At 67.2% G+C, this 12536-nt stretch carries 11 protein-coding genes; 10 read left to right on the forward strand and 1 reads right to left on the reverse strand.

What is annotated here, in order from left to right; all coding sequences use genetic code 11:
• The first annotated feature begins 2 nt into the window (after positions 1 to 2).
• The 8 genes from ACQY8M_RS21645 to ACQY8M_RS21680 are packed head-to-tail and all read left to right on the forward strand — an operon-like array spanning position 3 to position 8086.
• Entirely contained in the window at positions 3 to 365 is a 363-nt protein-coding gene (locus ACQY8M_RS21645) for a hypothetical protein (RefSeq protein WP_428659489.1), read from the forward strand.
• Positions 365 to 2578, forward strand: a complete 2214-nt coding sequence (locus tag ACQY8M_RS21650) for a hypothetical protein (protein WP_428659492.1) — start codon at positions 365 to 367, stop codon at positions 2576 to 2578. The genes ACQY8M_RS21645 and ACQY8M_RS21650 overlap by 1 nt, the downstream gene beginning before the upstream one ends.
• A gap of 13 nt (positions 2579 to 2591) precedes the next feature.
• Entirely contained in the window at positions 2592 to 3281 is a 690-nt protein-coding gene (locus tag ACQY8M_RS21655; RefSeq protein WP_428659495.1) for a hypothetical protein, read from the forward strand.
• Complete coding sequence (locus ACQY8M_RS21660) at positions 3281 to 6148, forward strand: ubiquitin-activating E1 FCCH domain-containing protein (RefSeq protein WP_428659498.1); 2868 nt, start codon at positions 3281 to 3283, stop codon at positions 6146 to 6148. The genes ACQY8M_RS21655 and ACQY8M_RS21660 overlap by 1 nt, the downstream gene beginning before the upstream one ends.
• Positions 6132 to 6620, forward strand: a complete 489-nt coding sequence (locus ACQY8M_RS21665; RefSeq protein WP_428659501.1) for a hypothetical protein — start codon at positions 6132 to 6134, stop codon at positions 6618 to 6620. Before ACQY8M_RS21660 ends, ACQY8M_RS21665 begins: the two co-directional genes overlap by 17 nt.
• Positions 6614 to 7072 carry a GNAT family N-acetyltransferase gene (locus ACQY8M_RS21670; protein ID WP_428659504.1) on the forward strand — a complete coding sequence of 153 codons (459 nt, stop codon included), beginning with the start codon at positions 6614 to 6616 and terminating at the stop codon, positions 7070 to 7072. The genes ACQY8M_RS21665 and ACQY8M_RS21670 overlap by 7 nt, the downstream gene beginning before the upstream one ends.
• Positions 7065 to 7520: a hypothetical protein gene (locus ACQY8M_RS21675; RefSeq protein WP_428659506.1), complete on the forward strand. Its 456-nt coding sequence runs from the start codon at positions 7065 to 7067 to the stop codon at positions 7518 to 7520. The genes ACQY8M_RS21670 and ACQY8M_RS21675 overlap by 8 nt, the downstream gene beginning before the upstream one ends.
• Positions 7521 to 7522: 2 nt before the next feature.
• The gene (locus ACQY8M_RS21680) at positions 7523 to 8086 is read left to right on the forward strand and encodes a virion core protein, T7 gp14 family (protein WP_428659509.1); all 564 of its coding nucleotides are present in this window, start codon (positions 7523 to 7525) and stop codon (positions 8084 to 8086) included.
• On the opposite strand, the gene ACQY8M_RS21685 is transcribed toward ACQY8M_RS21680, so the two are convergent.
• The gene (locus tag ACQY8M_RS21685; protein WP_428659512.1) at positions 8083 to 8466 is read right to left on the reverse strand and encodes a hypothetical protein; all 384 of its coding nucleotides are present in this window, start codon (positions 8464 to 8466) and stop codon (positions 8083 to 8085) included. The genes ACQY8M_RS21680 and ACQY8M_RS21685 overlap by 4 nt on opposite strands.
• A 63-nt stretch (positions 8467 to 8529) precedes the next feature.
• On the opposite strand from ACQY8M_RS21685, the gene ACQY8M_RS21690 reads away from it, so the two are divergent.
• Both ACQY8M_RS21690 and ACQY8M_RS21695 read left to right on the forward strand, forming a co-directional pair.
• On the forward strand, positions 8530 to 11628 hold the full coding sequence (locus tag ACQY8M_RS21690) for a hypothetical protein (protein ID WP_428659515.1): 3099 nt from the start codon (positions 8530 to 8532) through the stop codon (positions 11626 to 11628).
• A gap of 6 nt (positions 11629 to 11634) precedes the next feature.
• Entirely contained in the window at positions 11635 to 12120 is a 486-nt protein-coding gene (locus ACQY8M_RS21695; protein ID WP_428659518.1) for a hypothetical protein, read from the forward strand.
• Positions 12121 to 12536: the final 416 nt, after the last annotated feature.

Raw genomic sequence — 12536 nt, forward strand, 5'->3', positions numbered from 1 at the left:
TCATGGGAACCGTTCCTTACGCACCGAGCTATCGACCCGCCGGCCCCTGCGGAAACTGCATCACGCCGGCCTGCGCCGTCGCCATCAGCGCGGGCCAGCTGACACTCAACCTGTCCGGCTGCGACTTCTTCTTGGTGCCCGTGGACGCCGACATCGCCGGGATCACGGTGCGCAATGCTCCTCGCGGCATTGCCTTCATGATCGAGTTCACGGCCGACGGCACTGCCCGGGCGCAGACATGGCCGTGGACCTGGCTGACAGGCACGCCGGTGCTCAGCACGGCCGACGGCAAGCGAGACCTTGCCGTGGTCTGGACGATCGACGGCGTCGCGTTCTTCGCCGCCATGATCGCGCAGGCCTACTGATGAACACCTGGGAAAGCCTGCTGCTGGCTGCCGGTCCGGTCGCTGCGCACGACAGCATCGCCCGCTCGCTCGACTGGCTGCAGGCCATGGCGCGGCAACGCCAGCGCCACCGGTCGTCGATCCTGGTGCCGGACGACGCGAGCATCGGCCGGAACGCCGGCGGGTCGTGGGCCGGCACCTGGACGGCGCCGCCCGCCAGCGGCAGCGCGCCTTATACGCACGTGATCCTGCAGGGCCCGCTGTGGTTTCCCATCACGCCGGGCGTGCGCGCCGACTTCACGGGCTCGGTCGACGTTCCCTTCGCCTCGATGGATGGATGGTGCGGCCGGCGTGACATGGTCAACGCCGATCCGCCGCCCGACTTCGTGACCGATCCGGCCTCGGTCTATGCCGACGGCGGGACGAACTGGGGCAGCTACTTCGTCGTCGGCGCCGTCGAGGGCGTCACGCAGTTCGTTGCCAGGATCGGCGCCAACACCTTCTGGTCGGCGACCGTGAACGACCCGCCGGCGGGCGCGTGGTCGTTCCAGCTGGTCACCTATGCCGGAAAAGGCGATGCCGATGCGGACACCAACCGAATCCTGGTCGGCAATCCGTGGCGCGAGAGCGAGCGGCAGGGCGATGTGCGCGACCATTATCTGGTCGGATATGTCGCGGCCAGCCCGCAGTTCACGTCGGTCAGCCTGACGCCAGGCAATCCCTACGTCATCGCCGGCACGCTGGCGGCCTTCACCTCGACGCCGGGTCGGACCTACCGGATCCTCGTCACAGAAGAGACCGACGTCGAATACGCCTGGGCGCTCGAGCCCGTGTCGGCAGCGGGCAGCTTCACCATCAGCCGCTCGCAGCCGGTCGGCGGCAAGATCAAGCTGCGGCTGGTCGAGCAGGTCGACGGCTGCAGCGTGCGCGTCGTCGGCCAGGTGTGGGCCGAGGAAAACGCGGCCGACGCCGGCGCCTTTCCCGATCTCCGCATCGAATACCGGGCCATCGGCGGATCGGCGATCCCGGCCTTTCCGACCAGCGTGCAGCCCGCGCCGCTCGATCGTTCGTGGACGGTGACGCTCGCGCCGCCGTCGCTCGGCCGCGTGTCGCTGGTGAACGTGAGCACCAAGCGGATCTACGGCGAGTACACGATGCCCTCGGGCCTGATGCGCTCCTACATCGTGCCGCCGCAGGCCGCCGGCCAGAACACGACCAGCGTCTATTACGACGGCTTCATGGACACCTGCTTCCTCTACGATCAGGCAGTCGCCCTGATCGCCCTGCTGGCGCTGGACGAGCAGGAGGCCGCGGCGAAGCTGGTCGAGACGCTGCTGCTGGTCCAGAACGAGGACGGCAGCTTCCCGTTCGCGAACAACCAGTTCGCGCTCGACCGCAACGCCGGCTTCATCCGCAACGGCGCGATCGCCTGGGTTTGCTACGCCCTGCTGCTGGCTGACCAGGAAGAATACCGCGACTGGTTCGCGACGCGCACAACCGCTGCCGCGAAGGCCTCTCTCGCCTTCATCATGGGCTACACGAACGCGCTGGGCACTGTGAATGGCGGCAAGGGGCAGTATGTCGATGGCGTGCTCGATCCCGGCCATGTGATCCCGTGGTGGTCGGTGGAGCACAACGTCGACACCTGGTGGTGCCTCGACCTCGCCGACCGGCTCTACGGCAGCAGCGATGTCGATTACCGCGCCGCCGCCGCGGCGATGGAGACGGCTCTGCTGACCGACGGCATGGGCTGGGATGGCACGCACGGCATCTTCTGGCAGGGCGGCACCGTCGTCGCTGGCGTCAACACGCCGGACGGCATGCATGCTCTCGACACTCATACTTGGGGCGGCGCGCTGCTCCACAAGTGGGACCTCTCGCTCGAGGCACAGACCTCGCTCGCGCGCGCCTACGAGCATTACTACCTCACCGACGCGCCGACGGGGCTATCCGGCTTCACGACCTTCGTTCCCGAGGACGGCTATCCGCCCGAGACGGTGAAGGCCGTCTGGTACGAGGGCGGTTTCGGGGCCGTGGCGGCGATGCGGACGATCGATCCGCTGCGGGCACAGGGGCTGGCGCAGATCCTCGTGAAAGGTCAGCGCCCCGACGGCTCCTACCTCTACGCGCTGCAGGAAGACACGGTGAACGACATCCACGCGTGGCCGTGCCTCATCGCGTCCGCCTGGAACATCGTCGCGCTGATCGGCAACGGCCGCGTGCTCTGGAAATAGGAGAGAGAAGACAATGGCTGCTTCCGATTTGCTCGACATCTGGAATGCCGCGCTGCTCAACGCCACGGCCAGGACCTCGATCGGCTCGCTGACCGAGCAGAGCGCCGAGGCGGCGGCCTGCGCGCTGCGCTACCCGTCGATCGTGCGCACCCTCCTGCGCGGCACCGACTGGAACTGCGTGCGGCGGCGCCTGGCGCTCGAGGAGGCGGCCTGCGGCGCCGTATGGCCGCCGTCGTGGACCTACATGTTCGTCCATCCGGCGGACTGTCTCGCGATTCGCGGCTTCGACATGGGCCTGCCGCAGGCGAGCTTCCCCAACTGGACCCGCGTCGACTACGAGATCGCCGACGACGCCTCGGCGGGCAAGACCATCCTGATGAACATTGCCTGCCCGGTGATGATCTACACGTCCTACGAGCTCGACCTCGTGAACGGGACCTACGAGGCGAAGTTCGACGCCTCGCTGAGGGAGGCGTTGGGCTGGGCGCTGGCCGCCGCCATCGCCGGACCGCTGACCGGCAGCCGCTCGATCACCGACGCGGTGAAGGCCGAGGCGAAGAGCATGATCGACCAGGCCCGCGCCGCCAACGCCAACGAGAGCGCGCCGAACAGCGTCAACCAGGACGTCGAGAGCCTGGCGGTGCGCGGCGCCGTCGATTGCCCGCCCTACGGCTGGCAGGGCCTCTGGCCGAGGTCGTTCTGATGGCGCAGCTCACGCAACCGAGCTTCGCCGCCGGCGAGCTCTCGCCGTCGCTCTACTCGCGCACCGATCTCGCGAAGTACCACATCGGCGTCCGCACGATGCTGAACTGGTACGTCCATCCCCAGGGCGGCACCTCCAATTGCCCCGGCACCGCGTGGGTCGGCGAGGTGATCGACAGCGCCGATGCGGGCCGGCTGATCGGCTTCCAGTTCTCGACCGTCCAGACCTATGCGCTGGAATTCGGCGATCTGAAGATGCGGATCATCAAGGACGGCGGCTACGTGCTGGAGGCGGCAAAGACCGTCACCGCCGTCACCAGGGCCAACCCCGGCAAGGTGACGGTGAGCGGCAGCCACGGCTTCGCCACCGGCGACCGGCTCTATCTCGCCGGCCTCGGCGGCATGACGCAGCTCAACGGCCGTCACGTCGACATCACTGTCACCAGCGCCAGCGAGTTCACCGTCGGCGTCGACACTACGGGCTTCTCTGCCTTCACCTCGGGCGGCAGCGCCGCGCGGCTCTACACGCTCACGACACCCTATGCCCTGTCCGACCTGGCGACGCTGAAGTACGAGCAGTCGGCCGACACGCTGACGCTCACCCACAAGAACCATGCGCCGCGCAAGCTGACCCGCACGGATCACGCCGACTGGACGCTGTCGACGATCGTGTTCGCCCCGGTCCAGATCGCGCCCACCGGCGTGGCCTCGTCCTCGGCCGGCACGGCGCAGTACTACGCCGTGACGGCGATCAACGACGAGACCGGCGAGGAGAGCCTGCAGTCGGCCGACGCGGGCTCGAGCAACGAGACCTCCAATCTCACCTGGGCGAAGCTCACCGGCTGCTCGACCTACTCGGTCTACAAGAAGAAGAACGGAGTCTACGGCTTCATCGGCACCGCCCAGGCGCCGGCGAGCGGCAGCACGGTCACCTTCAGCGACGCCACCATCGTGCCCGACACCGCGACGACCCCGCCGCAGCAGCGCAATCCCTTCGCCAACAAGTCGATCGGCTCGGTGACGGTCGACAGCGGCGGCTCGGGCTATGTCTCGCCGACGCTCGCGGTCAGCGATCCGTCGGGGCTGGGGTCCTCGGCGCAGCTCACCGCCAACGTGTCCGGCGGGGTCATCACCTCGGTCGACGTGGTGCAGGCCGGCAAGGGCCTGATCGCGCCGACCGTCATCATCACCGACGGCGCGGGCTCGGGCGCCCTGATCGCCCTCAGCTTCACGCCCGACGGCGGCACCAAGGTGGTCGGCACGGACGGCGACGGCCAGCCGGTCATGGCGCCGACCTATTTCATCAGCGGCGGCTCGGTGGTCGCCGGCGGCTCGGGCTACAGCGCGGGCACGGTGATCCATACGATGTACGCGGGCTACGAGGTCGGCTACGCGCCGACCGTCGACATCGGCGGCTCGGTCATCACCGCGGTCGTGACGGGCGATGCGATCACCGGCGTGACGATCGTGAACGCAGGCTCGTTCCGCTTCGCCGATTTCCCGTACTATGGCTTCCCCACCGCCTTCGCGACCGATAGCGCGGGAACGGGCGCGGCGCTGACGCTCACCCTCACCAACGACCCGACCGTCAATCCGGGCGTCAGCACCTATCATGACGGCCGGCAGTGGTTTGCTGCGACGGCAGCCAAGCCGCAGACGATGTGGGGCTCCGTCGCCGGCAACTTCAACAACATGAGCCAGTCGCAGCCGACGCGCGACAGCGACGCCATCACCCGCACGCTCGCCTCGCGCCAGGTCAACGACATCCGCCACATGATCAGCCTGACGCAGATGATCGTGCTGACCGGCGGCGCGGAATGGAAGGTCTCGGCCGGCACCGCCGACGTCATCACCCCGGCGCAGTTCGTGGCCCGGCCGCAGAGCTACAACGGCTCGTCGGACATCCGGCCGATCGTGGCCAACGACACGCTGCTCTACATCCCGCCGAACAAGCGGAAGGTGCGCAGCCTGCAATACCAGTGGGCGCAGGACAGCTGGACCGGCACCGATCTCAGCCTGCTCGCCGCGCATCTGTTCGAGGCCAACACGGTGGTCGACTGGGCCTATGCGCGCGATCCCGATTCGATCTGCTGGGCGGTGCGCGACGACGGCGTGGCGCTGGCCTTCACCTTCCTGACCGAGCAGCAGCTCTACGCCTGGTCGCGCCGCACCACGACCGCCGGCGCGTTCGAAAGCGTCTGCGCCATCCAGGAGGGCGACGAGACCGCGGTTTACTTCATCGTGCGCCGAACGATCGATGGCCAGACGAAGCGCCATGTCGAGCGCCTGCACACGCGCGTGTTCGACACCATCGAGGAGGCGTGGTTCCTCGACAGTGCGCTGCAGTATTCCGGCGCGCCGGCGACGGTGATCTCGGGCCTGTGGCATCTCGCGGGCGAGGAGGTGTGGGCGCTGGCTGACGGCATCGTGCGCGGCCCGCTCACGGTGTCGGCGGCGGGGCAGGTGACGTTGCCCGCGGCGGCATCGCTGGTCACGGTCGGCAAGATCATCCCGGATGCCGACCTCGAATTGCTCGACATCGACGGGCAGGACCAGGCCGGCACCTGGACGGCGCGGAAGCGGAAGATCAACCACCTGACTGTCGCGCTGAAGAACAGCGCCAACACCGGGCTGGTGGCCGGACCGTCGGGCGGGCAGGGGGCGCCGACGCTCTATGCGCTGAAGCCGAAGGACATGGTCAATCCGCTGGCCGCCGCGCCCGGGGCGGCGCCGGCGCTGGTCACCGACTTCATGCACCAGATCGCCGCGCCGCAATGGGACTGGCACGGCCGCGCGCTGTTCCGGGTCCGCAATTCGCCGCTTCCTTACACCATCACGGGGATCACGCCCGATGTCAGCACTGGTTGAGATCAGGCCCGCAACGGTGGCCGACGCGCGGATGCTCGTGCTGCGCGCGGCCGACCGCGAGGAGGTCGAGGCCCTGACCGGCCGCGATCCGCGCGAGGCGCTGGTCGCGAGCGTCGAGCGCTCGGCCTCGGCGTGGGCCGGGCGCGCCGATGGCGAGCTGGTCTGTCTGTTCGGCGTGGTACCGATGAGCCTTGTCGGCGTTGTCGGGGTCCCGTGGCTGCTCGGTTCGGACGCCGTCGCGCGCTACGGCCGGCCGTTCCTGCGCCGCAACCGCGTCTACCTGCGCGAGATGCTGCGGGTATTCCCGGTGCTGCGCAACGTCGTCGACGCGCGCAACGCGGTGTCGATCCGCTGGTTGCGCTGGCTGGGCTTCACGCTCGGCACACCTCAGCCGATGGGCGTGCGCGGCCTGCCGTTCATCCCGTTCGAGATGCTTGCCCAGAGCGAAGCCGAGGGGAGGGCGCCATGCTGATCGTCGAAGCCTGTCCCCTCGCCGACATGTTCGCGGCGGCGTCCTTTCCGCAGCTCGCCGCCGAGTACGCGCGCGAATCGCTGATCGACGGCATGCCGCAACCGGCGCCCGACTGGAACGCCTACGCGGCACTCGAGGCCGCCGGCCTGCTGCATGGCTTCGCCGCGTCGGTCGACGGCGAGCTGGTCGGCTTCATCACCGTCCTTAGAGCGAAGCCGCCACGCTACGCCGCGCCGGTTGCGGTGACCGAGAGCTTCTTCGTCGCGCGCGCCCATCGCCGCACCGGCGCCGGCCTCAAGCTGCTGCGCGCGGCGGAGGACAAGGCGCGCGCGCTGGGCGTTCCCGCCCTGCTGGTGAGCGCGCCGTCGGAGGGCGTGCTCGCGCAGGTGCTGCCGCGCCGCGGCTATGCCGAGACCAACCGCGTGTTCTTCAAGGAGCTGACAGATGCTTGATGTCGTTGCGACAAGGCCGGTCATCCCGGCCATGAGCTCCCAGGCGATCCGCGCCGTGCGCGCGCTCGAAGAAAGGGTGCTGACCCTGCCGCAGGTGCCGATCGAGACGCGGCACGTGCTGCACGCCGGGATGTATGCCCGCACGATCTGCGTGCCGGCTGGCGTGCTGATCACCGGCGCGCACATCACGATCCCCACGCTGCTGATCGTGAGCGGGCACGCCACGCTGTTCATCGGGGACGAGGATGTCGAGCTCACCGGCTACGCGGTCATCCCGGCGAGCGCCGGCCGCAAGCAGGCGATCTACGCCCACGCCGACACGCTGCTCACGATGCTGTTCCCGACGTCTGCACGCACGGTCGAGGAAGCCGAGCAGGAGTTCACCGACGAGCCCGATCGCCTGGGATCGCGCCGCGCGCCGAACCACGTCACCGCGACCGGAGAATAGACATGTCGGGATTCACCGCCGCCTCTGCGATCAGCCTGGGGCTGAGCGCCATCGGCACCGGCGCCTCGGTGCTGGGGCAGATCAACCAGCAGGCCGCCGCGGGTGCGCAACAGGGCTACCTCGCGCAGCTTGCCCGCCAGCGCCAGCAACTTGCCGAGCAGCAGGCGCGCGACGCAATCCAGCGCGGCCAGGTCGCCGAGCAGAAGCAGCGGGACCTCACCGCGCAGCGCATCGGCACGCAGACCGCCGCGCTCGCCGCGCAGGGTACCGACCTGGAGGGCAGCCCGACCGACATCCTGAGCGACACCGCACGCGCCGGCGAGCAGGACGCACTCACGATCCGCAACAACGCGAAGCGCGAGGCGTGGAGCTACGAGATGCAGGCCGCCGGCTACGACGCCGACGCCGCCCTGCGCGAGAGCTTCGAGCCGAGCTACCTCGGCGCGGGCACGAGCCTGCTCATGGGCGCGAGCTCGCTGGCGGATAAGTGGGACAGGTTTATGCACACGAGGCCGAGCACTAGCCCGAAAAGCGATGTCGGCACTCGTACGGGAGTGACCTACTAGTGGAGACGATCGTACATCTGGGCGCAAGCGCCATTGGCGCCTTGATGACGCAATCCAACGATGCGCTGCTGGCGATCAGTGTAGACGTTCACACGGCACAACAATGTATCGGTAGTTGGCACGCTCGAAGTGGCGATTACCGACGCAGCACCAATTGTGGCTGTCGTGGTGACTGGTGTTGTCGATGTGTACTGCATGGAATTGGCGAATGTGAAGATTGTGCCTTGGGGGCGTTCAATCTCAGTTTCCGGCCGACCCCATTGCAAGATCAGATCGCTGATCGGCCTACCATTGTAACGCTCGTATATGCGGCGTTCGCTGACTTGGGCATCGATACATCCGCCCAACGCCAACACCGCCACCAACCCCAGTCTCTTCACAGCGACCTCCTCCCCGCGGCGAGACGCTATCACGGGTCAATCCTTCGCACCAAGGAGCGGTGAATGCCGATCGTTCGTCCCTATCCGATCGGCGAGGTTTCGCCGCAGCCGATCCCCAACGCGCAGCTTAACGTGCCGGCGGCGGGCGACTCCGCTCTGTTCGGCGGCAACCAGGCGCGCGACGTGCAGCTCGCCGGTCAGCAGCTCGGGCAGGCGAGCGACACGCTGTTCGGACTCTACGAGCGCCACGCGCGGGAAGCCAACAACACACGCATCCAGGACTTCAACAACCAGTACATCACCGGCGAGCGCGAGATCCTGCATACCGGGCCTGATGCCTACTACAAGCAGAACGGCGCCGCTGCGATCGACAGCGCCGCTGCGACTACCGAGAGGCTGAAGACGCTCAAGGATCAGGTATTCGGCCAGGCGGCCAACGAGTACCAGCGGCAGAAGCTGCGCCCGATCCTCGACGCGCACCTCGCCGCGTCGCTCGACGGCATCGCGCGCCGCGCCCGTGAGCAGCAGGCGGTCTACGGCCGGACCGTCGCCCTCGCGGCGATCGAGACCTCGCGGGCGGACGCGGCGGCAGATCCCGCCAACCTGACCAACGCGATGGCGCGCGCCGAAGGGGCGACGCGGTTTCTGCACCGGGGCCAGGCCCCGGAGGTCGTCGAGAACGAGGCACGCAACGCCGGAGGGTCGGTCGTGTCGGCCGCGATCGGAAGCCTGCTCGCGCGCAACGATCCCTTGGGGGTGAGGCTGTTCCGGCAGTTCGGCGACCGGCTCGATCCGCATGATCGCCGCGCGCTGGGCGCCGCCGCCCAGACACTGTCGAATGCCAACGCGGCGATGGGCTGGTTGCGCGACCGCAGCGCCAGCCTTGCCGTGGAGACGGCGCCGGCACCGACCGGCGACCCGACCCTCGATGCCGTGAACGCCGCGGATGCGTCGACCGCCGGATCGCCGCCTGTCATGTCGTCAGCCGGCACGCTGCTCGATCAGGACGGCATCGCCGGCACGCGCCAGCGGCTGGATGAGATCGACGCGCGCCGCCGTGCACTGACCGCGCTGAACGAGCAGGAGTTTGAAGCCAATCCCGCGCGTCTGCGGGCCAACCAGGCCGCGATCGACGCCGACACCGCGCGCCGCCGCGCCGCGGTAAAGGCCGAGGTCGACGGCCTTTACGCCAATCTGCGGCGCCATCTGACGACGGGCGGGCCGGGCGGCGGACCGGCCGTGATGCCGCCGCCGGCGACGATCATGAGCCGGCTCACCGACGCGCAGCAGGACGCGGTAATCGCTCAGATCAACGACGCCATCGAAGGCCGTAGGCCGAGGACCGATCCGCAGACCTGGTACGCGATCCGCCAAGGCCTGACCGGCGGCGACGCCGGCAAACGGCAGCGCTGGGCGTCGAAGAACCTGGTCCCGTTCATGGGCCGGCTGTCGGCCGAGGACTACGGCGCGCTGGAGGCGCTGCAGACGGCCGTGCGCAGCAACGACGGTGGTGCGGAGCAGAACCGCCTGCAGGCCATCACCCGCATGGCTGGCCAAGCCCTGCGATCGGCCGGAATCGATCCGACTCCACGGCCGGGCGCCGCGCCCGACAGCGATGCGGCGCAGGCGGCGAGGTTCCATCGCGCGCTGCAGGACGATCTGTCGGTGTTCGAGAGCAGGGAGCGGAAGCCGACGGAGGCGGAAGCCTACGGCATCATCAACGGTCTGAAGGACACAGGCATCAGGAGCGGCTGGCTCAAGGTCAACGACCACGCCGCATCCCCGACCGTGGACTCTGACATCCCGGAGACGGACGACGCCTTCCACAAGGACGGCGCGCCTCTGGCTCGGGCTGTTCCAGAGGCGCAGCCCACGGAGAACGGGCTCAGGCCGATGATCGGCCTGCCCAAAGACTTCGAGACCTTCCATCGCCAGATGGAAAAGGAGCGGGAACGCGAGGCGGCCGGCACCGGCGGTGCTCCCGGAGCGCCCGCCACCGAGCCATATCCCGGCAGTCCCGAGTACGAGGCGGCCGACGCGCAGGCCCGCACCATCGCGGCCGAACAGGACGCCGAGGGAACGAGCAGCCAGGGCGGGCCGCAGACTGAGCCACCGCCGGGCAGTCCCGAGTATCAGGCAGCCGAGACGGAGGCGCGTCGGATCGCGGAGCGGCAAGAGGCCGACGAACGTGAGGCCGATCGGATGACCACCCGTTGGCTCGCCCAGCAGAGGGAGGACGGATCACCGCCGAAACTGCCGCCGGTTCTCGCGGAACGGCTGTCTCCCGCCGAGACGGAAGAGCTGGAGGCTTTGGCAGCCGCGCCGGCCACACCAACGGATTCCGAAATCTACAACAGGATCCTGAGCAACCTGTTGAACTACAATTCTCAGGTCCGCCTGAAATGGGCGCGTGAGCCCCTGTTCCGATACAGGAAGTTCCTCTCAGCCGAGGACTTCGGCAAACTCGCCCGCCTCCAGAGCCGGCTGGATCCGGAAACTGGGCAAGTCATCGGATCGGCACCGGTCCCGGCCGAACTCGTGCCGCTCTACGACTGGCTCGCGCCAGAGCCCGACTGGGACTACGGCACGCTCCTCCCAGTCAGGCATGCAGCCGACGGTAAGGACTGGGATTTCGCCTTGCCGTCGTCGGTGCGCTCCTTCTTCAAGGGCATGCTTGACCTTGTTTCAGCTGGGCAGAGAGGCGAGCTGACGACCGATGCCCTTGAGTCGTTCGTAACCTTGCACGGCATGGGCGGTCGAGCGTTCGGCCCGCGCGGCAACCAGGGGACGCTTGCGGCAGGTGGGAAGCGTCCCAACCGCAACCCATTCATGATTGTATACGGTCCTCGGGCAGATAAGCCTACGGCTCAGGAGATTGCCGAAAATGAACGCGTCGCGCGGCTAATCGCAGGAGGCCACGCTTCACTAAAGCACTTTAAGGAGAAATTTCCTGACATGCGCAATCTTGATGACTTTGCTCGACATATATCCGAGGTGATGACGCACTGGACAGAGAAGAAATACTTTAAGGACAGTGGCAAGACGCTCTACTGGCACGCTCCAAGTGGGACGACAATATGGCGGAACCCTAACGCGCAGGATTTTGGCACTGCTTTCCGGCCGGAAAACGGCAAGAATTACTTCAACGGTCAGAACGAGTAGGTGATCATGCATATACAGGAGATATCCAAAGAAAAAGCGATTGTCTGGTTCTCGCGGGACGAGTTGAGATTCATGATCGCGGCGGCGGAAAGGGCTCTCATGGAGATGGACCCAGACGAATTCGATACAAGGACGGGTCGGACCATCGGCTATGCGAATGCCATCCTGGCGCAGCTCCGCGTTGCCAACGGCGAGATAAGCCCTCGCAACATGCCTCATCAGGCCGACGATCAGGTTTTCGACAGTTCAAGAGACCCGAACACGAGGAGACTGCGAGTCACCATAAGGGTCGAACTCGTTAGAGACGACAAAGCGCTGGTTTCTCTCTCGGATTACGAGCTGAGTTTCCTGAACAATGCCATCAACGAGGCCATTCACGGGCTTCATGGAGTTGAGGAATTCGAACGGTCCAGTGGAAAGACGAGCGAATATGGACGTAGGCTCATGCATCAACTCATAGCTGCCAAGGACAGGACGCGAGCGTTCAATTGACATTCTCGACCGGTGCGATGATCTCGCCGATTGACCATGAACAAGTACTGATCAATGCGCAGAATGGCGGAGCGGGCGATGGCATTGAACGCTACGTCAGTCGCTAGAAAGACAAGGTAGACGACAAAGCTCTGTTCGGCGGCAACCAGGCGAGCGACACGCTGTTCGCGCTCTACGAGCGCCATGCGCAGGAAGCCAACAACACCCGCATCCAGGACTTCAACAACCAGTACCTCACCGGCGAGCGCGAGATCCTGCGCACCGGGCCTGACGCCTACTACAAGCAGAACGGCGCCGATGCGATCGACAGCGCCGCCGCGACCACCGAGAGGCTGAAGAAGCTCAAGGATCAGGTGTTCGGCCAGGCGGGTAACGAGTACCGCGGCAGAAGCTGCGCCCGATCCTCGACGCGCACC

The sequence above is a fragment of the Reyranella sp. genome, from assembly GCF_965279465.1.
Lineage (GTDB): Bacteria > Pseudomonadota > Alphaproteobacteria > Reyranellales > Reyranellaceae > Reyranella.

Coding starts and splice junctions, on each gene's coding strand:
- ACQY8M_RS21645 (WP_428659489.1), top strand. CDS start 3: ATGGGAACCGTTCCTTACGCACCGAGCTATCGACCCGCCGGCCCCTGC.
- ACQY8M_RS21650 (WP_428659492.1), top strand. CDS start 365: ATGAACACCTGGGAAAGCCTGCTGCTGGCTGCCGGTCCGGTCGCTGCG.
- ACQY8M_RS21655 (WP_428659495.1), top strand. CDS start 2,592: ATGGCTGCTTCCGATTTGCTCGACATCTGGAATGCCGCGCTGCTCAAC.
- ACQY8M_RS21660 (WP_428659498.1), top strand. CDS start 3,281: ATGGCGCAGCTCACGCAACCGAGCTTCGCCGCCGGCGAGCTCTCGCCG.
- ACQY8M_RS21665 (WP_428659501.1), top strand. CDS start 6,132: ATGTCAGCACTGGTTGAGATCAGGCCCGCAACGGTGGCCGACGCGCGG.
- ACQY8M_RS21670 (WP_428659504.1), top strand. CDS start 6,614: ATGCTGATCGTCGAAGCCTGTCCCCTCGCCGACATGTTCGCGGCGGCG.
- ACQY8M_RS21675 (WP_428659506.1), top strand. CDS start 7,065: ATGCTTGATGTCGTTGCGACAAGGCCGGTCATCCCGGCCATGAGCTCC.
- ACQY8M_RS21680 (WP_428659509.1), top strand. CDS start 7,523: ATGTCGGGATTCACCGCCGCCTCTGCGATCAGCCTGGGGCTGAGCGCC.
- ACQY8M_RS21690 (WP_428659515.1), top strand. CDS start 8,530: ATGCCGATCGTTCGTCCCTATCCGATCGGCGAGGTTTCGCCGCAGCCG.
- ACQY8M_RS21695 (WP_428659518.1), top strand. CDS start 11,635: ATGCATATACAGGAGATATCCAAAGAAAAAGCGATTGTCTGGTTCTCG.